The 21,776-nt window shown below is 76.6% G+C and carries 15 protein-coding genes; 7 read left to right on the top strand and 8 right to left on the bottom strand.

Annotated features, from left to right (window positions below; all coding sequences use genetic code 11):
- Window positions 1-171 precede the first annotated feature (171 nt).
- From R3E88_16605 to R3E88_16585, 5 genes are all read left to right on the top strand, one after another.
- Complete coding sequence (locus R3E88_16605; protein MEZ4218109.1) at window positions 172-1,488, top strand: hypothetical protein; 1,317 nt, start codon at window positions 172-174, stop codon at window positions 1,486-1,488.
- Between the two features lie 37 nt (window positions 1,489-1,525).
- Window positions 1,526-2,470: an NAD(P)-dependent oxidoreductase gene (locus R3E88_16600; protein MEZ4218108.1), complete on the top strand. Its 945-nt coding sequence runs from the start codon at window positions 1,526-1,528 to the stop codon at window positions 2,468-2,470.
- Window positions 2,471-2,590: 120 nt separating this feature from the next.
- On the top strand, window positions 2,591-3,676 hold the full coding sequence (locus tag R3E88_16595) for a Gfo/Idh/MocA family oxidoreductase (GenBank protein MEZ4218107.1): 1,086 nt from the start codon (window positions 2,591-2,593) through the stop codon (window positions 3,674-3,676).
- Window positions 3,677-3,763: 87 nt separating this feature from the next.
- Window positions 3,764-4,513: a hypothetical protein gene (locus R3E88_16590; protein ID MEZ4218106.1), complete on the top strand. Its 750-nt coding sequence runs from the start codon at window positions 3,764-3,766 to the stop codon at window positions 4,511-4,513.
- Entirely contained in the window at window positions 4,503-5,495 is a 993-nt protein-coding gene (locus tag R3E88_16585; GenBank protein MEZ4218105.1) for a sigma-70 family RNA polymerase sigma factor, read from the top strand. The genes R3E88_16590 and R3E88_16585 overlap by 11 nt, the downstream gene beginning before the upstream one ends.
- On the opposite strand, the gene hisG is transcribed toward R3E88_16585, so the two are convergent.
- From hisG to R3E88_16565, 4 genes are all read right to left on the bottom strand, one after another.
- Window positions 5,492-6,364, bottom strand: coding sequence for an ATP phosphoribosyltransferase (gene hisG, locus R3E88_16580; GenBank protein ID MEZ4218104.1), 873 nt, complete (start codon window positions 6,362-6,364; stop codon window positions 5,492-5,494). The genes R3E88_16585 and hisG overlap by 4 nt on opposite strands.
- On the bottom strand, window positions 6,358-6,735 hold the full coding sequence (locus R3E88_16575; protein MEZ4218103.1) for a phosphoribosyl-ATP diphosphatase: 378 nt from the start codon (window positions 6,733-6,735) through the stop codon (window positions 6,358-6,360). Before R3E88_16575 ends, hisG begins: the two co-directional genes overlap by 7 nt.
- A gap of 11 nt (window positions 6,736-6,746) precedes the next feature.
- A complete protein-coding gene (locus R3E88_16570; GenBank protein MEZ4218102.1) occupies window positions 6,747-7,721 on the bottom strand; it encodes an MBL fold metallo-hydrolase in 975 nt (324 codons plus the stop codon).
- A 70-nt stretch (window positions 7,722-7,791) separates the two neighbouring features.
- Window positions 7,792-8,703 (bottom strand): NAD(P)-dependent oxidoreductase, encoded by a 912-nt coding sequence (locus tag R3E88_16565; GenBank protein MEZ4218101.1) that lies wholly within the window; start codon window positions 8,701-8,703, stop codon window positions 7,792-7,794.
- Window positions 8,704-8,885: 182 nt separating this feature from the next.
- Here R3E88_16565 and R3E88_16560 point away from each other — a divergent pair, with 182 nt between their 5' ends.
- Window positions 8,886-9,677: a hypothetical protein gene (locus R3E88_16560; GenBank protein ID MEZ4218100.1), complete on the top strand. Its 792-nt coding sequence runs from the start codon at window positions 8,886-8,888 to the stop codon at window positions 9,675-9,677.
- A gap of 24 nt (window positions 9,678-9,701) precedes the next feature.
- Entirely contained in the window at window positions 9,702-12,569 is a 2,868-nt protein-coding gene (locus R3E88_16555; GenBank protein MEZ4218099.1) for a spermidine synthase, read from the top strand.
- Window positions 12,570-12,601: 32 nt separating this feature from the next.
- Here R3E88_16555 and R3E88_16550 read toward each other — a convergent pair whose 3' ends face one another.
- The 4 genes from R3E88_16550 to R3E88_16535 all read right to left on the bottom strand — a co-directional run bounded on the left by R3E88_16550 (window position 12,602) and on the right by R3E88_16535 (window position 20,782).
- Complete coding sequence (locus R3E88_16550) at window positions 12,602-13,696, bottom strand: hypothetical protein (GenBank protein ID MEZ4218098.1); 1,095 nt, start codon at window positions 13,694-13,696, stop codon at window positions 12,602-12,604.
- A gap of 76 nt (window positions 13,697-13,772) precedes the next feature.
- Complete coding sequence (locus R3E88_16545) at window positions 13,773-16,130, bottom strand: tetratricopeptide repeat protein (GenBank protein ID MEZ4218097.1); 2,358 nt, start codon at window positions 16,128-16,130, stop codon at window positions 13,773-13,775.
- Window positions 16,127-18,301, bottom strand: coding sequence for a hypothetical protein (locus R3E88_16540; GenBank protein MEZ4218096.1), 2,175 nt, complete (start codon window positions 18,299-18,301; stop codon window positions 16,127-16,129). Before R3E88_16540 ends, R3E88_16545 begins: the two co-directional genes overlap by 4 nt.
- Before the next feature lie 132 nt (window positions 18,302-18,433).
- Window positions 18,434-20,782 carry a tetratricopeptide repeat protein gene (locus R3E88_16535; protein ID MEZ4218095.1) on the bottom strand — a complete coding sequence of 783 codons (2,349 nt, stop codon included), beginning with the start codon at window positions 20,780-20,782 and terminating at the stop codon, window positions 18,434-18,436.
- Between the last annotated feature and the right edge of the window lie 994 nt (window positions 20,783-21,776).

The following is a 21,776-nucleotide window of genomic DNA, read 5'->3' as shown; positions in this document are numbered from 1 at the left end:
CGACGGCGGCGGCGCGCGAGCGGCCGAGTATAGGGGCCGGGCCGGGGCGCCGGGAAGACGGCCCCGAGCGCCACCCCGGGAGAAGACCCGTTTCAAGTCGCGCCGGAGCCGGGCCGAAGGGCAGCGGAGCCGCGCGCGGCCCGCGCGCGGCGCGGCCCCTCCGGAGAGACGATGGCGCGATTCGGCGAGTACCTGCGCGAGGTCGGCGCGATCGACGACGCGCAGTTCGAGGAGGCGATGCGCGCCCAGCGCGTCCACGGCGGGCGCATCGGCACCAACCTCGTCGAGCAGGGCTACCTCGTGCTCGAGGAGCTCGCCGAGTACCTCGCCGACTATCATCGCGTCCCGCTGCCGCCGCAGGACTGGCTCGAGCGACCCGACCCGAAGGCGCTGAAGCTCGTGCCCGCCTCGCTCGTGCGGCGCTTCCACCTGCTGCCGCTGCGCCTCGACGGCGCGCGCATCCACGTCGCGATGGTCGACCCGAGCGACGAGACGCAGAAGCGCTTCGTCGCCGAGGCCACGCACCGCGCCGTCGTTCCCTACGTCCTGCCCGAGGTGCGCCTCCTCTACTGGCTCGAGACCCACTGCGGGATCGACCGCCACCCGCGCTTCGTCAACCTCGCCGCTCGCGTCCGCCAGCCCGGCCTCGCCACCGACGCGACGGCCGGCGCCGCGCTCGCCCCCCGCCGCGAACGCGAGATCGCGTTCGCGCCCGAAGGCGGGCCACGCGAGATCGCGTTCGCGCTCGAAGGCCCGCCGCGCGCGGCCGACGACGGCCCGTTCGGGACCATCGACGAGTGGAACCTCCCCGACGCCCCGCACGCCGACGTCGGGGCGCTCGAGCTCGACTTCGCGATCGGCGGCGGCGCGCGCGACGTCGACACGTGGTCGGAGCGCGACACGGAGATCGTGCTCGAGGACATCGCGATCGGCGAGGAGCGCCCCGCGCCCGTGCCGGCGTCGCGCGCGCGTCTCGTCGCGCCCGCGACGCCGGGCGAGGTCGCCGCCCTCGAGGCCCAGCTCGAGGGCGCGAACGACCGCGACGACGTCGTCGACCTCGCGCTCCGCATCGCGCTCGCCTACTGCTCGTTCGCCGCGCTCTTCGTCGTGCGCGACGGCCTCGTCGCCGGGTTCCGCTCGCTCGGGCCCGAGGGCGTCGGCACGCTCGACGGCGTCGCGCTCCCCGCCTCGACGCCGAGCCTGTTCACGCGGCCCGCGACCTCGGGGCTCCCGTTCCGCGGGCCGCCGCCGCACGACGGCACCGACGGACGCGTGCTCGACGCGATGGATCGCTCGCACGTGCACGAGGTGTCGCTCCAGCCCGTCGCGATCCGGCGCCGCGTCGTGAACCTGCTCTACGCCGACAACGGCGCCGACCCGCTCGGCGACACGTCGGTCGCGGCGCTCGCCGCGCTCGGCCGCACGATCGCGCGCGCCTACGAGCGCCTGATCGTCGCGTCGAAGCGCTCGGGCCGCGCGCGCGACTGACGCTCCGCGCGCGGCGCGCCGAGCTAGGCTCGCGCGCGTGAAGGCCGTCCTCCACTACCGCGCGAGCCCGGGCTTCGTCGCGGCGCTCGAGCGGGCGCTGCCGGAGGACGTCGCGCTCGCGGTCGTCGAGGAGCGCGACGACGCGCGCTTCGCCCGCGAGATCGCCGACGCGCAGGTGCTGCTGCACTGCCTCGAGCCCGTCACGGCGGCGCGCCTCGCGCTCGCGCCGCAGCTCGCGCTCGTGCAGAAGATCGGCGTCGGCCTGAACACCATCGACCTCGACGCGGCGCGCGCACGTGGCATCGCGGTCGCCAACATGCCCGGCACGAACACCTCCGCCGTCGCCGAGCACGCGCTCGCCCTCCTGCTCGCCGCGCTCCGCGGCGTGTGCGACCTCGACGCGGCGACGCGCGCCGGCCGCGGGTGGAGCCCCGATCTCGCGCTCGTCGACCGGCTCGGCGAGGTCGCGGGGCGAACGGTCGGCCTCGTCGGGATGGGCGCGGTCGCGCGGCGCGTCGCGCGCGCGTGCGCGGCGCTCGACGCGCGCATCCTCTACACGGCGACGGCGCCGAAGCCCGACGCGCCGGGAGAGTGGCGCGCGCTCGATGCGCTGCTCGCCGAGTCCGACGTCGTCTCGCTCCACCTCCCGCTCACCGACGCGACGCGCGGGCTGATCGGCGCCGCCCGCCTCGCCGCCATGAAGCCCGGCAGCGTGCTCGTCAACACCGCGCGCGGCGGCCTCGTCGACGAGCCGGCGCTCGTGCGCGCGCTCGAGCGCGGACCGCTGCGCGCGGCGGCGCTCGACGTCTTCGCGCACGAGCCCGTCGACCCCGCGAGCCCGCTGCTCGCGCTGCCCAACGTCGTGCTCGCGCCGCACGTCGCGTGGCTCACGCCCGAGACGCTCGCGCGCAGCGCCGCCGTCGCGGCCGAGAACTGCCGGCGGCTCGCCGCGGGCCTGCCGCTGCTCCACCGCGTCGCGTGAGCGCGGGCCGTCGACGCACGGGGAGCGGCGCGCGAGGGCCCACGCGGCCGCCGGCGCGTGGTACGACATCCGCGACGCCGAGGCGCTCGCGCGCGCGTGCCCGACGCGAGGAGGAGTGACGTGGACGAGATCCGCTACGGCGTGATCGGCACCGGGATGATGGGCATCGAGCACATGCAGAACGTCGCGCTGTGCGAGGGCGCGCGCGTCGTCGCCGTCTCCGATCCGCACGAGCCGTCGCTCGGCTGGGCGCGGCTCACGGCGAAGCAGCAGGGCCTCGAGATCGCGACGTTCGCCGACCACCGCGACCTGCTCGCGCGCGGCGACGTCGACGCGGTGGTGGTCGCCTCGCCGAACCACACGCACGCCGCCGTGCTCGACGCCGTGTTCGAGAGCGGCGTCCACGCGCTCGTCGAGAAGCCGCTCTGCACGACGCTCGACGATGCCGTCGCCGTCGCAGAGCGCGCGGCCGCGCACGCCGGCGTCTTCCAGGTGGGCATGGAGTACCGCTACATGCCGCCCGTCGCGCGGCTCCTCGACGAGGTGCGCGGCGGGACCGTCGGGCGGCTGCGCATGCTCGCGATCCGCGAGCACCGCATGCCGTTCCTGCCGAAGGTCGGCGACTGGAACCGCTTCGCGCGCAACACGGGCGGCACGCTCGTCGAGAAGTGCTGCCACTTCTTCGACCTGATGCGGCTCATCGTCGGCGCCGAGCCCGCGCGCGTCTTCGCGTCGGGCGCGCAGGACGTGAACCACCTCGACGAGCGCTACGGCGGCGAGACGCCGGACATCCTCGACAACGCGTTCGCGATCGTCGACTTCGAGGGCGGCGCGCGCGCGCTGCTCGACCTGTGCATGTTCGCCGAGGGCTCGCGCCACGTGGAGGAGATCGCCGCGACGGGCGACGCCGGGAAGGTCGAGTGCTTCCTGCCCGCGTCGACGGTCGTGGTCGGGCACCGCGCTCCGCGCGCCGTCGAGGAGCACGCGATCCCGGTCGCGCCCGAGCTGCTCGCGGCCGGCTTCCACCACGGCTCGACCTACTACGAGCACCTCGCCTTCCAGCGCTCGATCCGCGAGGGCCTCCCGCCCGACGTGACCGCCCGCGACGGGCTCCTGGCCGTCGCGATCGGGATCGCGGCGGAGCGGTCGGCGGCCGAGGGCCGCCCCGTCGCGATGGCCGAGCTCGGCCTGCCGGCGGGCCTGTAACCTTCGCGTCTCCTCGGGCGTGGTGTCGTGGAGAGCGGCGCACCGCCGGGCGCCCCGCGCGCCGCCGCTCGCGAGGAGAGCCGAGCCATGTCGACCGTCGAGCCCACCGCCACCTCCCCCGCCGCCGCGGGCGCCGCTTCCCCGGCCGCCGTCGAGGCCGCCCGCGAGCGCCGCTGGATCCGCGTGCAGGCCGCGTCCGGCCTCGCGTTCGCGACGTTCCTCGCCCTGCACCTCGTGAACACGGCCGTCGCCCCGGCCGGCCCGGAGGCCTACGACGGCTTCCAGTCCGCGGCGCGCGCGTTCTACCAGCAGCCGATCGTCGAGATCGGGCTCGTGCTCGCACCGCTCGCCGCGCACGTGACGGCGTCGGTCGCGCGCATCGCGCGCCGGCGGCGGCGCAAGGCGCCGCGGCCGGGCCTGCGCATGCGCCTCCACCGCTACACCGGCTGGTTCCTGCTCGCGGTGATCGTCGGGCACGTGCTCGCGACGCGCGGCGTCGGCTTCTGGTTCGACGCGCCGGCCGGCTTCGGCGCGCTCAACTTCAGCCTCGAGCTCGTGCCGTACTGGTTCGTGCCCTACTACATCGCGCTCGGCGCGTCGGGCGCCTTCCACCTCTGGAGCGGCCTCGCGATCGCGCTGCGCGTCTTCGGCGTGCGCGTGCCGCGCGCGTTCGAGCGCGGCCCCGGCTTCTGGCTGCCGGTCGGCGCGGCCGCGGCCCTCGTCGCCGTCGCCGTGCTGAGCCTCTGGGGCGTGTTCTTCCCCGTCGACCGCGCGCACTGGGGCGAGTGGGTGCGCGTCTACGCGGACTTCACCGGCACGGACGTCGATGCCCTCTGACGCGCGCGTCGCCGAGCCGCTCGCGCGCGCGTTCGAACGCGATCGGCGCCACGTCTGGGGGCTCTGCTACCGCATGACGGGAAGCGCCGCGGACGCGGACGACCTCGTGCAGGAGACGTGGCTGCGCGCGCTCGAGCGCCCGCCCGCCGACCTCGACGCGCCGCTGCGACCGTGGCTCGCGCGCGTCGCGACGAACCTGTCGCGCGACGCGCTGCGCCGCCGGCGACGGCGCGACTATCACGGCAGCTGGCTCCCGGCGCCCGTGCCCGACGCCGCGCTCGAGCCCGAGCCCGCGGCGAGCGAGGCCAGCGCCCCCGACGCGCGCTACGGGCTCGCCGAGAGCGCGACGCAGGCCTTCCTGCTCGCGCTCGAGGCGCTCACGCCCGCGCAGCGCGCCGTGCTGCTGCTGCGCGACGTGTACGGCGCATCCGTGCGCGAGACCGCGGAGGCGACGGGCCTCTCGGAGCCCAACGTGAAGACGACGCACCACCGCGCGCGCCGCCAGCTCGCCGCGTACGACGCGAGCCCGTGCCGCCCGACGCCCGAGCTCTTCGCGCGCGTGCGCGACCTGCTCGAGCGCTTCGCGCTCGCCGTCGCCGCGAGCGACCCGGCGCGCATCGCGGCGCTCTTCCGCGAGGACGCCGAGCTGTGGAGCGACGCCGACGGCGAGTTCCTGTCGAACCCGCGCCCCGTGCGCGGCGCGGCCGCGATCGCGCGCTTCTACGCCGCGCGCAGCGCGGCGCTCGGCGCGCCGCCCTTCCTCGAGCTCACGTCGCTCAACCACCTGCCGGCCGCGCTGCTCGGCTTCGCGCCGCAGCGCGACGCGCGGCTCGCCACGCGCGTCGCGCTCGCCGTCGTCCCCGGGCCCGACGGGCGCATCGCGCGCCTGCACAACGTGGTGGCGACGCCCAAGCTCGCGGCGCTGCGCGCGCGGTTCCCGGCGTCGGTCGAGGGGGCGGGCGGGGAAGGCGCGCGCGGCTAGAGCCGCGTGTGGCGCAGCTCGCTCTCGAGAATGGCCGTGCAGCCGAGCGCCTCGAGCTCGTCCATCACCTGCTGCACGAGCCGCTTCTCGACGAGCACGCGCACCGCGAGCCAGCGCGCGTCGCGCAGCTCCTGCACGGTCGGCGACGCGAAGCCGGGCGTGATGCGCGTCGCCTCCTCGATGCGGTCGGCCGGGCAGTTGTACTCGACGAGCGAGTAGCGCGACGCGACGAGCACACCCTCGATGCGCCGCAGCAGCCGGTCGCGCGCCTGCGCGACGGGCGAGCCCGGCGCGAGCGCGCGCCCGATCAGCACCGCCTCGGCCTCGAGCAGCGTGTCGATCTCGACGAGGTCGTTCTCGACCAGGCTGTTGCCCGTCTCGACGATCTCGACGATCGCGTCGACCATCCCGAGCAGCACCATCACCTCGACGGCGCCCTGCACGGGGATGAGCTGCACGCCCTCGATGCCGCGCTCGGCGAAGTAGCGCTTCGCGAGCGCGACGAACTTCGTGCCGACGACGCGGCCCGCGAGCGCGCGCGGCGTGTCGAAGGGCGCGTCCTTGTGCACGGCGACCGACATCCGGCAGCGTCCGAAGCCGAGCCGCTCGTGCGTCTCGACCGCGACGCCCTTTTCCTCGACCTGGTCGCTGCCCGTGATGCCGAGGTCGACGACGCCCTCGGCGACGAGCACCGGCACGTCGCCCGTGTTGCAGAAGATGATGCGCGTGTCGGTGTCGCTGCAGACGGCGAACAGGCGACGGCCCGAGATGCGGAAGCGCAGGCCGGCGCGCTGCAGCAGCTCGATCGACGCCTCCTGCAGGCGGCCCTTCGAGGGCACCGCGATGCGCAGCCCCTCCGTCGTCAGCACGCGTCGCCCCCGCTGCGCGCGCCGTTCCCGCCCGCCGCGCGCGACGCCTTCTCGACGAGCCCGCTCGTCCCGAAGCGGCGTTCGAGCTCGGCGAAGACCGCGGCGGGCGCGACGCCGGCGTGCGCGAGCAGCACCCAGACGTGGAAGAGCAGGTCGGCCGCCTCGTGCGCGGTGTGCGCGGCGTCGCCCTCGGCCGCGGCGTCGACGAGCTCGGCACTCTCCTCGCGCACCTTGGCCGCGATCGCGGCGTGGCCGCCGTCGAGCAGCTTCGCGACGTAGCTCGGCGCCGCGCCGGGCGCGCCGCCGGCGCGCGCGCGGGCGCGCTCGGCGATTACCGCCGCGAGGCGATCCAGGATCTCGGGGGACGACATGGCGGCCGAGTCTAGCGTCTGCGGTCGCGCGCGATCGCGGCCATCGCCGCGAACAGGTCGGGCAGCGCGACGGTGACCGCGCCGCCCGACAGCTCGCGGTAGAGCGTCGCGACGTTGACGACGATGCGCTCGGCGTCGCCCCAGGCGTCGAAGTCGCCGAGCGCGATGTCGCGCGCCGCCTCGAGCGGCCCCAGCCCCGCGTCGAAGCGCGCCTTCGCCTCGTCGCGCACGTAGACGAGGTAGTCGCGCACGGCGCGCACGCCGCGCGCGTCCGTGATCGGCCCGTGGCCGGGCACGATCGCCTCGAGGTCCATCGCGAGCATGCGGTCGCAGGCCGCGATCCAGTTCGCGACCGGGCCGGCCCACATGATGGGCGTGCCGTCGATGAAGAGGACGTCGCCGGTGTAGATCGTGCGCGCATCCGGGACGTGCACGAGCACGTCGCCCCGCGTGTGGCACGGCCCGACCTCGACGAGGTCGACCCGCCGGTCGCCGACGGCGAGCGAGAGCTCGCCCGTGAACGTGCGCGTCGGCAGCGTCTTCGCGATGCCCTCGAACTCGAAGGGGCCGAACGCCTCGAGGAAGAACTCGCCGGCCGCCCCCATCTGCGGCGCGGCCTTCTTGAACGCGGCCAGCACCTCGGGCCCCTCGGCCGCCATCTCCTCGGCGGTCGCGGCGGACGCGATGATCTCGGCGCCCTCGACGAGCTCGTTGCCGTGGCAGTGGTCGCCGTTCGCGTGCGTGTTGACGAGGGTGTCGAAGCGCGCGGTCGCGCGCGGCGCGGCATCGCGCAGCGCGGCGAGCATCTCGCGCGTGAGGGCGAGGTCGAAGAGCGTGTCGACGAGCAGCGAGCGATCGCCGTCGACGACGAGGCCGGCATTGCTCCAGCCCCAGGAGCCGTCGGGCTGCAGGTAGGCGTAGACGCCGTTCCCGACCTCGTGCACGCCCTTCGCATAGCTCCACCGCGGAACGCCGAGCGTCGCCATCGCACCCTCCCCTGCCTTCTCGCGCGCGCTGCGCGCGCTCACTCCGCCTCGCCGCGCGCGCTGCGCGCGCTCAGCCGTTTTCGCCGCGCGCGCTGCGCGCGCGCTCGAGGCGCGCGATCAGGCTCGACGTGTCCCAGCGCGCGCCGCCCATCGCTTCGACGTCGGCGTAGTAGGCGTCGACCTGCCGCGCGACGGGGAGGTCGGCGCCGTTGCGCTCGGCTTCGGCGAAGGCGATCCGCAGGTCCTTGCGCATCCACTCGACGGCGAAGCCGTGCTCGAACTCGCCGCGCACCATCGTCTGCCAGCGGTTCTCCATCTGCCACGATTGCGCCGCGCCGCGCGAGACGGCGCCGACCACCGCCTCGACGTCGAGCCCGGCGGCGAGCGCGAAGTGGAGCGCCTCGGAGAGCCCCTCGATCACGCCCGCGATCGCGATCTGGTTCACCATCTTCGCGAGCTGGCCGCAGCCGGCCGGGCCGATGCGCCGCACCGTCTGCGCATAGGCGTCGAGCACGGGGCGCACGCGCGCGAGCACGGCCTCGTCGCCGCCGACCATGACGGTGAGCGCGCCGCGCTCGGCGCCCGCCTGCCCACCCGAGACCGGCGCGTCGAGGAAGGCCCTGCCGCCGGCGCGCGCCCGCGCGTCGAGCTCGCGCGCGAGCGCGGCCGAGGCCGTCGTGTGATCGACGAGCACCGCGCCGGGAGCGAGCGCGTCCAGCACGCCGCCGCCCACCACGACGTCGCGCACGTCGTCGTCGTCGCCCACGCAGACGAGCGCGACGTCGACGCCCGCCGCGGCCTCGGCCGGCGTCGCGGCCACGGCGCCGCCGTACTGCTCGGCCCAGGCCCGCGCGCGCGACGCGGTGCGGTTGAAGACGCGGACGTCGTGCCCGGCGCGCGCGAGGTGCCCCGCCATGGGGCCGCCCATGACGCCGAGCCCGAGGAACGCCACCCGCTGCCGCACACCGCCGCGCTCGCTCACCCTCGCTCCTCCCGTGCGCGCACCGCCGCGCGACCGCGCGGCATCCCATGCAGCGCGCGGCGCACCGGGCGCGCCGCGCTCGTCGCGGGCAGACGCATAGCAGCGCGCGCGCCGCGACGAATCCTTCCCGAGCCGCCGTCCCGCGTGCGAGGATGGACGCCGCCCGAGACGCGGAGGAGCCGATGTCGCCGACCGTTCCCACGTCGAGGGCGCACGCCGCGAGCCGCGCGCGCGCCGCGAGCCGGAGACGCACCGCGGGCCGCGCGCTCGCCGCCGCGTGCGCCGCGCTCGCGCTCGGCGCGCCCGGGCTCGCGCGCGCGGCGGGCGATGCGCCGACCGAGGGCTGGGCGCTGCGTACGCGGCGCGACGCGCCGAGCGGCGGCTTCGAGCTCTTCACGCGGCCCGTCCCGGGCTCGTCGCACCCGCGCTACCGGCTCGTCGCGCACTCGCCCGAGCCGGTCGAGCGCATCGCGCGCGCGATCGTCGAGCGCGCGACCGAGCCGCGCCACGCGCCGTCGAGCTGGACGGTGCGCGTGCTCGCGCGCGACGCCGACTCGGTCGTCACGCACGTCTCGATGGACGTGCCCATCGTGTCCGACCGCGACGTCGTGATCGAGTCGCGCTGGCGGCGCGACGGCGCGTCGTTCCGCATGGACTGGGCGCCGCCCGCCGGGCCGCTCCCTCCCGTCGCGGCCGGCGTCACGCGCATCGAGTCGCGCGGCTTCTGGGAGGTGCGCGCGGCGAGCGACGGCGGGTCGCTCCTCGTGTACGAGCAGCACTCCGAGATCGGCGACTCCATCCCGAGCTGGCTCGTCGACCGCCTCATGGACGACCAGATGGCGGGCGAGCTCGAGTCGGTCGAGCGCATCGCCGCGCACGAGCTCCCGGCCGTCGCGTCGCCGCCGCGCCCCGCGCCCGCCGCGGGGGGGGCGCACGAGCGCACGCCGTCCGGCGCGAACGCGTTCGTCGACTGACGCACGCCGCGGCGGGATGGAGGGATGACGCTGGCCCGGCCCGAAGGCGACCCGACCGCCGTGCGCGTCGCGTCGGCGCTCTTCTTCGCCTCGGGCGCCGCCGCGCTCGTCTTCGAGGCGCTCTGGTTCCGGCGCGCCGGCCTCGCGTTCGGCAACAGCATCTGGGCGAGCGCGCTCGTGCTGTCGAGCTTCATGACGGGGATGGCGCTCGGCAATGCACTCGCGGCGCGCTTCGCGCCGCGCGCGCGCGCGCCGCTGCGCGCGTACGTCGCGCTCGAGCTCGCGATCGCCGTCGCCGGCGTCGCGCTCGTCGCGGGGCTGCCCGCGCTCGGCCCGGCGTTCGCGCCCGCGCTCGCGCCGCTCGCGCCGACGCCGGCGCTCCTGCACGCCGCGCGCTTCGCGCTCGCGTTCGTCGTGCTCGCGGTGCCCGCCACCGCGATGGGCGCGACGCTCCCGCTGCTCGTCCACGCGCTGCGCCAGCGCGATGCGGATTTCGGCCACCTGCTCGGCCGCCTCTACGGCTGGAACACGCTCGGCGCGATGGTCGGTGCCGCGAGCACGGAGGCGCTGTGGATCCCGCTCGGCGGCATCGTCGCCGCGGCCGCCGCCGCGGTCGCGCTCGGCGCGGCGGCGATCGCGGGCGCGCTCTGGCTCGCGCGCGCGGCGCCCGAGGCGTGGTCTCGCGTGCGCGAGTCGGCGGCGCCGAGCGCCGCCCTGGGCGCACCGCTCGGCGCGCGCGCGCTGCGCCTGCTCGCGGCCGCCGCACTCGCGGGCGGCGTCGCGCTCGCCTTCGAGGTCGTGTGGTTCCGCGTCGCCATCCAGTACCTCCCGAACAGCAGCGCGATGTTCGCGTGGATGCTCGCGAGCGTGCTCGGCGGCATCGCGCTCGGAAGCCTCGCCGCGAGCGCCGCGTTCCGCGCGAGCCCGCGCTTCGCGCGGCTCGCGCCGGCCGTCGCCGCGGGTGCAGCGGGCGCGGCCGTGCTCTCGCACCGCGCCGTTCCCCTGCTCCTCGCGCCGCTGCTCGACGACCTCGTCGCCGGCGGCGGCATGAGCGGCGCGCTCAACCTCGGCCCGTCCGACGCCGTGCTCCTGTGCGCGGTGCTGATGGGCCCGACGTGCCTCGCGTCGGGCGCGCTGTTCACGCTCCTCGGACACGCGCTCGAGCGCGAGCTCGCGAGCCCGGCGCGCGCGACCGGCCTGCTCGCGCTCGCGAACTCCGCGGGTGCGGCGGTCGGGCCGCTCGTCGCCGGCTTCGGCATGCTGCCCGCGCTCGGCGTCGACGCGAGCACCGCGGTGCTCGCGGCCGGCTATCTCGGCGTCGCCGTGCTCGCGCTCGACCGCGCGAGTGCGCGCGCGCCGGCCGCCGTCGCCGCGGCCGCCTCGCTGGCGCTGCTCGCCACGTTCCCGAGCGGCCTGCACGAGCGCTCGATCGCGCGTCTGCTGCGCGCGGAGTTCGGCGCGAACGAGCGCATCGTCGCGATGCGCGAGGGCATCGCCGGCACCGCCGTCGTGACCGCGATCGGCTTCGAGGGCGCGACGGTCGGGCACCGCCTCGTGACCGACGGCTATTCGATGTCCGGCACGGTCGTCGGGCCGCGCCGCTACATGCGCCTGTTCGCCTTCCTCCCCGCCGCCTTCCATCCGCACCTCGAGCGCGCGCTCCTGATCAGCTTCGGCGTCGGAACGACGGCGAAGGCGCTGACGGACCTCGACGAGCTCGCGGCGATCGACGTCGTCGACATCGCGCCCGAGATCCTCGCGCTCGCGCCCCTCGTCCATCCCGGGCCGGGCGCGAACCCGCTCGACGACGCGCGCGTCGCCGTTCACGTGGAGGACGGCCGCTACTTCCTGCAGACCGCGCGCGAGCGCTACGACCTGATCACGGCGGAGCCGCCGCCGCCGGCCTACGCGGGCGTCGTGAACCTCTACACGGAGGAGTACTTCGCGCTCGTCCGCGCGCGCCTTCGCGAGGGCGGGATCGCGAGCTACTGGCTGCCGGCGACGCAGATGCGGCCGGTCGACGCGAGGGCGATCACGCGCGCGTTCTGCGCCGTGTTCGCCGACTGCACGCTGTGGGAGGCGAGCGCGGCCGACTGGATCCTGCTCGGCTCGCGCGGCGCGAAGACGCGCGTCGACGAGGCCCGCGTGCGCGGGCTGTGGAGCGCCGCGCGCACGGGCGACGCGCTGCGCGACGTCGGCCTCGAGCATCCCGGACAGCTCGGCGCGACCTACCTCGCCGGCGCCGCGCGGCTCGCCGAGTGGACGGCCGACACGCCGCCGCTCGTCGACCTCCACCCCGAGCGCGCGCCCGCCGTCGTCGCGTCGTGGTCGCGCGTTCCCGACGAGCTCGCGTGGATCGAGGACGCGCGCGCGAACGCGGCGCGCTTCGCCGCCGACCCGTGGGTCGGCTCGCTGTGGCCGGAGCCGATCGTGCGCGAGTCGCTCGCGTGGTTCCCGCTCGCGAACGCGACGCGCCACGCGATGCTGACCCTCGAGCCGACGCCGCGCGCGCTCGCGCGCGGTCTGCTCGCCTTCGTGCGCGGGTCGGACGCGCGCGCCCCGGTCGCGTGGCTCTTCGGGAGCGAGTCGCGGCGGCTCGCCGCCGCGCGCGCGCTCGCGGCCGAGGGACGGACCAGCGCGGCGATCGAGCGCGAGCTCGGGATCGCGGCGCTCGCCGATCGCCGCTTCGCGGAGGCGAGCGAGCGGCTCCGCGAAGCGGCACTCGCGGAGGACGCGCCCGCCGCGCGCACGGACGCACTCGCGGCCGCGCTCGCGCTCGCGTTCGCGGGCGACGCGCGCGGCGCGGATGCGCTCGCGCGCGAGCTCGGGCTCGACGGGGCGGACGAGGCGTCGGGTGCGTGGAGCGCGGCGCGGGTGGCGCTCGCGCCGTAGGCGGCGCCGGCGCGCCGCGCGAAGGCGTCCGGCTACGGGCCGCCCATCCAGCTCATGCGCAGGCCGATCGCGCCGTAGTAGAGCAGCGGGTCGCGGTCGTAGTCGAACTGCAGCGTGCCGTCGTGGTCGTTGGTCGGCGGGGCGTCCGGGCCCTGCGGCGGCACGAACGCGCACGGCGACACCACGAAGTTCCCCGAGCCCGGCGGCTGCTCGACCATGTCGTTGCCGTGGTTGAGGCAGGACGTGACGCGCTCGGAGTGCGTGAGCGGCCCGCTCAGCAGGTACTGCACCTCGAAGCTCGCGAACACACCGACGGAGATCGGCCCCTCGCGATAGACCTCGGCGTCGAGCTCGACCCGCGGCGCGATGCCGTGGTTCGTGAACGCCACCTCCTTCTGGCGAGGGAAGTTGTTGTTGGTGCCGCTCGCGGACGCGTCGGTCACGACCTGCTGCACGAGGAAGGGCGTGACCACGGCGTCCATCATCACCCAGTTGATCGACGGCTTGAGCTTGAGGTTGTAGCCCTCGACGGGCAGCTGGAACGACGTCCCGATGCCCGCGTAGTACATCGAGTCGATCAGGAACTTCCCCTTCGCGCGCAGGCCGCGCGCCTGGGGATTGTTCACCTGCGCGCGCGCGACGGCGGTGTTGCCCTCGAGCAGGTCGCGATAGCCGACGACCGCGAGCAGCCGCATGTCGCCGACGATCTGCTCGATCGGCGGGCCCATCAGCTCGAAGCTGAAGCCGAGCACGGGGCCGTCGACGGCGGTGCGATCGGTCGCCGTCATGATCTCGCGGCGCGAGCTCACGGTGTTGATGCCCGGGCACTCGGGATTCAGGTTCGTCGGCGACGGCGTTCCGCAGTCGTCGATGCCGTCGCGATCGGTGTCGACGCCGGGCGTCGTGAGGACGGCGAGCCCCTGGTGGTGGAGGATGCCGAGGTCGAGGCGCAGGCTCGGGATCCAGTCCGGCTCGTGGATGCCGTCGTCGAACAGCTCGTCGGCGTCGTAGCTCGGCCCGAACGGGTCGTCGAGCGGATCCGCTCCTCCCTGGGCACCGGCGTGAAGGGGGAGGAGGAGCGCCACGGCTACGAGGAGCCGCCGCTCCCAGACTCGAGGAAGCTGCATGGAGGCCTCTATCCAGGGATCGCTGTGGGACCGAATGCGCGCGCAGCTTATCACGGATCGACCGCGGTTCAGGGACTTAGCGCGCGAGAGGCGGTCGCGATCCGCGCGCCGGTCCGGTCGGCTCCCCACGGGTGGACAAGCTCTCGATCGGCTCGGGAACGGGTGACCACGCACCGGATACGACGCGCTCGCGCGCACTCGTCGCGCTCTCGATCGGCGCGCGTCGTTGGCGAACGTCGACGAGATCGCGTCGCCAGCGATCGGCGAGCGCGGCCTGCCCGCCCTCGCGCGAGAGTGCGACGGCGCGCTCGAGTGCGAGCGCGGCTTCGTCGAACGCGCCGAGCTGTGCGAGCGCAGCGGCCGCGGCCTCGAGCAGTCGCGGATCGCGCGCGAGCTCGGGACGACGCGCCACCTCGAGCGCGCGCGCGGCATCGCGCAGCGCGTCGTCGGGCGCGGTCGCGCGCATCCACGCGAGCGTCGCGGCCGCCGGGACCGCGGCGCGGCCCGTCGCATCGGCGTGCGCGCGCTCGGCGAGCGCGATCGCGTCGCCCCACTCGCCCGCCGCCCAGGCGACGCGCGCGCGCGCGGCGCGCACGCCGGCGTCGTCGCGCAGCGCGAGCGATTCGTCGAGGTGCGCGGCCGCGCGCGCGAGATCGCCGCGGTGCAGCGCGAGCTCGGCGAAGAACGCGTGCCGCGCCGGCTGCGCGCGATCCATCGAGAGCGACACGGCGAGCCAGCGCATCGCCTCGTCCGTCCGTCCCTGCCGCGCGCGCGCATGCGCGAGCTGCGCGTAGAGGTGCGGGCCGCCGGCGAGCCGCGCCGCGGTCTCGAGGTGGTCGGCGCCGGCGTCGAGCTCGCCCAGCCGGAAGAGCACGTTCGCGAGCGCGCGGTGCGCGAGCGCGTCGCGCGGCTCGAGCTCGACCGCGCGCTCGAACGCCGCGCGCGCCTCCGCGTCACGTCCGAGCGCGGCGAGCGACACGCCGCGGTCGTGCCACGCCTCCTGGAAGCGCGGGTCGATCGCGGCCGCGCGCGCGTACGACGCGAGCGCCGCGTCGTGCCGGCCCTCGGCCGCGAGCGCCATTCCGTAGTTGACGTGCGGACGCGGATGGCCGGGCGCCTTCGCGAGCGCATCGGACCAGAGCGCATCGGGCGAGCGCCAGACCTGGTTGCGCGCGTGCGCGAGCAACGCGAGCGCGGCGACGACGGAGGCGACGACGAGCGCGAGTGCGCGGCCCGCCGCCGCGCGCGACATCCCCCGCGCCTGCGCCCACCCGCGCAATCGCACCGCCCCGTACCCCACCCCCGCACACAGACCCACCGACGGCAGATACGTCCGGTGCTCGTACATCGGCTCGAGCGGCAGCACCGTCCCCTCCACCCACTGCTGCACCCAGAACCATCCGATCACCCAGCCCAGCCACCGCGTCGACGCACGACGCCACGCCCACGCGCCCCCCGCCAACACACCCACCCAGCCCAGCCACGACACCGCCGTCCCCCACGTCCCGAACGGGCCCGACGACATCTCCACCGCGTGGATCACGCTCAGCCGCCACGGCAACGGCCACACCCACAGACCCACGTACCTCCACCACACCCGAGGCTCCGTCCACCACCGCTCCCACCACGTGAACGGCTTGCGCGCATACCCTCCCGACACGCTCCCCGCGCTCGCACCGTCGAACCCGCCGTACGCCCACAACAGCACCCCGAACAGCACCGCCGCCGCGCCCCACATCCAGCCCGTCCGACGCACGTACCCCCGGAGATCCGACCGCCCCGACCCGTACCCCCACTCCCACAGCCACACCACGACCGGCCACGTCGCCGCGATCTCCTTCGAGCCGAGCGACAGCACCCACAGCACCACCGCGCCCGAACGCCAGCGCCACCGCGCCCCCACCGACCGCGACGACCCCACCAGCCACACCCACAGCGCCGCCACGTACAGCAGCGTCGACAGGCTCGTCATCCGCTGCACCACGTACGTCACCGACTGCGTCGCCAGCGGGTGCGATGCGAACACGAGACCCGCGATCCAGCCCGCCCACGCGTACGAGCCCGCTTCGAGTCGACCCGACGCGTCGAACGAACGCGACCACCGACGCACCACCCCCACCACGCACAGCGACGCCAGAACGTGGATCCCCACGTTCACCAACCGGTACCCCCACGACTCCAGACCGAACACCGCGTGGCACAGCGCAAAGCTCCCGTTCGCCACTGGACGAGGCGTCGGGCTCCACAGACGAAGACCCCTCACGCTCGACCACGCATCCCATCGGAGCCGGATCCCGGGGTTCTGGACGATGTTCGACACGTCGTCGTACACGAACGGGAACGCGAGCGAGTCGCCGTAGACGGCGGCGGCGACGAGCGCGATCGCGACCGCGCCGAGCAGGTCCGCGCGCGCGCACGAGCGGTGCGCGCTCACCCGCCCGACTCCGCGGCCGGTCGCTCGAGATACGGACGCTCTGCCGCGAACGCGGCCGCGCGCCGGGCGATCTCCGCCGCGAGCGCGTCGTCGCCGGCGGCGCGCGCCGCGGCGAGCGCGCGCGCGGCGAGCGCGCGCGCCTCGTCGAAGCGACCGCGCGCGGCCGCGACGACGGCGCGCGCGTCGAGCGCCTCGGCCTCGCGGCCCGCGGCCGACGCGGGCGTCGCCGCGCTCTCCGCGCTCGCCGCGGCCGCCTCCTCCGCGACCGCGAGCCAGTGCGCGGCCTGCTCGCCGTCGCGCACGGCCGGGTCGGCCGCGGTCGCGAGCATCCACGCGAGGTTGTTGGCCGCGATCGCATCGCGCGGGTCGAGCGCGAGCGCGGCGCGCAGGTGGGCGACGGCGCCGGCCGCGTCGCCCGCCCGCCAGGCGAGCGTCGCGAGCTCGCCGCGCGCGCCCGCCGCGGCCTCGGTCGCGAGCGCGGCCTCGAGCGCGCGCCGCGCCTCGGCGCGGCGACCGGCCGCGTCGAGCTCGCGCGCGAGCTCGATGCGCAGCGCGGCGTGCCGCGGCTCGATCGCGAGCGCGCGCGCGAAGCGCGTCGCCGCCTCGTCGTGACGGCCGAGGGCCGCGAGCGCGCGCGCCGATGCCGCGAGCGCAGACGCGCGCTCGAAGATCGCGAGCGAGCGGTCGAGCGCGGCGACGCCATCCGCGTGCCGCCCGACGCGCCCGAGCGCGATGCCGAGGTTCATCCACGCGAACTGGTCGAGCGGGTCGAGCGCGACCGCGCGCTCGAAGAGCGCGACCGAGCGCTCGGCGTCGCCCGAGCGGCCCGCGAGCGTCCCGAGCCCGGCGTAGTTGCCGCCGTAGTCGGGGTCGACCTCGATGCCGCGCTCGAAGAGGGCGCGCGCCCGCTCGAGGTCGCCGCGCTCGGCGACGACGGCGCCGAGGCTCTGGTAGCCCGCCGCATAGCCGGGCGCCTTCGCGATCACGTCGGCCCAGAGCGTCGCGTCGTCGCGCCAGGCGCGATTGCGCACGTGCGTCGCCGCGGCGAGCGCCGCGAGCAGCGGGAGCGCCGCCGCGGCGACGAGCCGCGGCCGCCGCGCCGCGAGCGGGCGCAGCGCAGCGGCCAGCAGGATCGCGACGCCGACCATCGCGGCGTAGAGCCGGTGCTCGTGCACGAGCCGCAGCGGGAAGACGGACGACTCGATCGCGAGCGCGAGCGCGATCCACCCCGCGCCGAACGCGACGAGCGGCGCGCGGCGCGCGCGGAGCACCGCGAACGCGAACGCCGCGGCGAGCGCGAGCCACGCCGGGAGCGTCGTCCACGGCTCGAAGGGGCCGCGCGACGGCGCGAGCTCGTGGATCAGCGAGAGACGCGACGGCGCGGGCCAGGCGACGAGGCTCGCGTACACGAACGCGACGCGGCCCTGGCTCCACAGCCGGTCGGCGATGCCGAAGTCGTGGAAGCGATAGTCGCGGAACGGGTCGCCGTACGTGACCGCGATCATCGCGACCATCGCCGCTGCCGCGACACCGACGACGCCCGCCATGAGGCGGGCCCCGCGCGCGTCGGCCCCGCGCACGAACAGCCACTCGTAGAGCCACACGACGGCCGGGAACGCGGCGGCGCTCTCCTTCGAGCCCACCGCCGCGAGCCACGCGAGCACCGCGCCCGCGAGCCAGCCGGCGTGCCACCCGCCCGCGGCGCGCGCGCGCGCGTGACAGAGCAGCGACACGACGCAGAAGAGCGTCGCCAGGCTCGCCATGCGCTGGACGACGTACGTGACCGCCTGCGTCTCGATCGGGTGGACCGCGAAGACGGCGGCGGCCACCGCCGCCGCGACGCGCGCGCCCTCGCCGCGCACGAGCCGCCGCAGCAGCGCGTACACGAGCACCGCGCACGTCGCGTGGATGGCGATGTTGGTCGCGTGGAAGGCGCGCGCGTCGAGCCCGAACAGCAGATGGTCGACGCCGAACGACGCGTTCGCGACGACCCGCCGCGTCGGGCTCGACCACCACGCGCGCCACAGCGCGTCGAGCGAGAGCGACGGCCACTGCACGTGCGGGTTCTCGACGATGCTCCCGACGTCGTCGTACACGAACCCGGCCGACAGGGCGTTGGCCCAGGCCACGAGCACGGCCACCGCGAGGGCGAGCGCGACGGCCGCGTCCACGCGGTCGAGCCGGAGGGGCGCGGTGACGTCGGCGGACGCGCCGCCTGCCGGGACGGTCGTCGCGCCCGACCGGTGCGCGCCCGTCGAGGGAGGACGACCGCGCGAGGTGCGTCGCGACGGAGTGCGCGCCACCTAACGTTCCGTCCGCGGCGCCGGCCCGGCCGGACCCGCGCGTTGCGGCTCGCCCGCGCGCGGCGCCGGGCCCGAGTGCGGCGCCTCGGCGCGGGGATCGCGCGCGAACGCGCCGTCGGGCCGCCCGATGCCATCGGCGCTCGCCCGCCCGGCCGCCGTCTCCACCGTCGCCGCGCCCTCCGCCTGGCGTCGCGCTCGCGCCTCGATCGCGCGCGCGAGCGCCTCGCGCCCCTCGGCGCGCGCGAGCGCCGCCGCCTCGTCGGCCGTCGCGATCGCCCCCGCGACGTCACCCGCCGCCGCCTGCGCGGCCGCGAGTGTATCGAGCACCTCGGGGTCGCGGCGAGGCGCATCGAGCGCGAGCGCGCGCAGCGCGAGGTCGCGCGCGCGCGCCGCGTCGCGCAGCGCGGGCGTGCGCGCGGTCGCGCGCATGAACGCGAGGTCGTTCGCGAACGCCGCGACGTCGGGAGCGAGCGCGACCGCGCGCTCGGCCGCCTCGATCGCCTGCGCCTCGCGCGCGTCGGCCCACGCGAAGCCCGCGAGCAGCGCGGCCGCCCGCGCCTCGTCGCGCGCGCGGCGCTCGACGACCGCGGCGGCGGTCGCGAGATCGCCGCGGTCGGCGAACGCGCGCGCGAGGCGCTCGACGTCCGCGCTCCGGTCGCGCTCGCCCGCGGCGAAGCGCAGCGCGAGCGCCCGCGCGCCCGCGAGGTCGCCGTCCTCGAGCGCGGCCATCGCGAGGTTGAAGCTCGCCGTCGCGTGCGACGGGTCGAGCGCGAGCGCGCGCCGATAGGCGTCGAGCGCGCGGTCGCGCTCGCCGCCCGCGGCGAGCACGTTGCCGTAGTTGTTCCAGGCGCGCGGGTCGGACGGGTCGAGCGCGAGCGAGCGCTCGTACTCGGCGCGCGCGCGCGGGAGGTCGCCCGCGAGTGCGAAGGCGCGCGCGAGGTGATAGCGCGCGAGCGCGTCGCCCGGCCCGAGCGCGACGGCCCGCTCGAAGTGGCGGATCTGCTCCGCGACGGGCGCGCGTCCCTCGATCGCGTTGCCGTAGTTCAGGTGGGCGACGCGGCTGTCGCGCGTCACCTCGAGCGCGCGCGCGAAGAGCGTCGCGTCGTCGCGCCAGTGGGCGAGCTCCGCGCGCGTCGCGAGCGCGAGCGCCGCGAGCGCGACCGCCGCGACGCCGGCGGCGACGCGCGCCGCCCCCCCGCGCGTCGGCGCGAGCCACGCGATCGCGACGGCGAGACCGATCGAGGGCACGTACGTGTAGCGGTCGGCCATGGCCTGCTCGCCCACGGTCACGAGCCCGATCACCGGCACGAGCGTCCCCGCGAACCACAGCCCGCCGAAGGCGAAGGCCGCGCGGCCGCGCCGGCGCCACACGAGCGCGGCCGCGAGGGCGAGCGCCGCCAGCACCGCGGCGGCGAGCGCGACGCGCAGCGCTCCGTAGCCCGCGACCGGGTGCGGATGGAAGACGGCGAGGTCGCTCGGCCAGAGCGTGCGCCGCGCGTACGTCGCGGCCGCGACGACGGCGGTCGCCAGACGATCGGCGAGCGGGAAGCCCTCGAGCGACGCGACGGCGCCGGCATCGCGCTGCGCGACGAGCGCGACCGCGCTCGCGGCCGCGGCGAGCGCGAGGAGCGGAAGCTTCTCGAGCGCGACGCGCGCGAGCGACGCGTCCGGTCCGGCGGGCGCCGCGTCGCGCGCGCGCAGCGCGCGCACGCGCCCGAGCGGCCACACGTCGAAGAGCGCGAGCGAGAGCGGGAGCGTCACGGCCATCGCCTTGCTCGCGAGCGCGAGCGCGCCGCACGCGAGGACGGCCGCGTAGCGGGTCGCGCCCGGACGGCGCGCGTAGGCGGTCTCCGCGCCGAGCGCGGCCACCCAGAAGAGGCCGCACAGGACGTCCTTGCGCTCGGCGATCCAGGCCACCGACTCGACGCGCAGCGGGTGGAGCGCGAAGAGCGCGGCGGCGAGCCCGCTGCGCCACGGCGCGCGCGTCGCCGCCGCGAGCACGAGCCACAGGAGCGCGGACGTCGCCGCGTGCAGCGCGACGCTCGTCGCGTGGTGCGCGCCCGCGTCGAGCCCGAAGAGCGACACGTCGAGCGCGTGCGAGAGCCACGTGACGGGATGCCAGTTGCCGGCGTCCGTCGCGGTGAGCGCGTAGCGGAGCGTCGCGAGCGAGAGCCCCGCTCGCACGGGGTCGCTCTCCGTCACGTAGAGCACGTCGTCGTAGGCGAGGAACGCGTGCTCGCGCACGGGCGCGTAGAGCGCGGCGACGACGACCGCGAGCGCGAACGCGCCGAGCGCAGTGCGCGCGGCGGACGCGGCGGGCGCCGCGGACGCGGCGGGCGCGCGCGTCACGGGCCGCTGCCGCTCGCGGGCGGGAGCGCGTCGGCGGCCGCCGCATGCGCGGCCGCCGCGTCGGCGCGACCGAGAGAGCGCGCGCCCGCCGCCGCGCGCGCGCGAGCACGCCGCGCGCCGCGTCGCGAGCGCCCGCGCGCGCGAGCGACGCGGCCACGCGGCGCGCGAGCTCGACGTCGAGCGCGAGTGCGGGCTCGACGTCGAGCGCGCGCGCGTACGCGCGCGCCGCGCCCTGCGGCGTTCCCGCGGCGAGCTCGGCCTCCGCGAGGCGCCGCCACGCGATCGGCTGCGCGGGGTCGATCGCGACCGCGCGACGCAGCTCCGGCAGCGCGAGGTCCGCGCGGCCCCTCACGAGATGGATCTGGCCGAGGTTGCGGTGGATGCGCGGATCGGACCGCATCGCGAGCGACCGCTCGTGGAGCGCGATCGCCTCGTCGACGCGGCCCCGCTCCATCGCGACCGCGCCGAGCCCGGCGACCGAGAGCGCATCGCGCGGGTCGGCCGCGAGCGCCGCGCGGTAGTGCGACTCGGCCGCATCGAGGTCGCGCGCCGCGAGGTCGAGCGCGCCGAGGTTCTGGTGCGAGAAGGAGTGCTCGGGCTCGAGCGCGAGCGCGCGCTCGAACGCGGCGCGCGCACCGGCGAGGTCGCCCGCCTCGAGCAGCGCGACGCCGAGGTTCGCGTGGGCGACCGCGCGGCCCGGCGCCTTCCTCGCCGTGTCCCGCCAGAGCGCGACGTTGTCGCGCCACACGTCGTTGCGGGCCGCGGTCGCGAGCGCGAGCGCGGCGACGACGGAGGCGACGACGAGCGCGAGTGCGCGGCCCGCCGCCGCGCGCGACATCCCCCGCGCCTGCGCCCACCCGCGCAATCGCACCGCCCCGTACCCCACCCCCGCACACAGACCCACCGACGGCAGATACGTCCGGTGCTCGTACATCGGCTCGAGCGGCAGCACCGTCCCCTCCACCCACTGCTGCACCCAGAACCATCCGATCAC

Source organism: Myxococcota bacterium (assembly GCA_041389495.1).
GTDB lineage: Bacteria > Myxococcota_A > UBA9160 > UBA9160 > UBA4427 > JAWKRT01.
The sequence above is the reverse complement of the archived record's forward strand: the minus strand, read 5'-3'. Positions and strand labels throughout refer to the sequence as shown.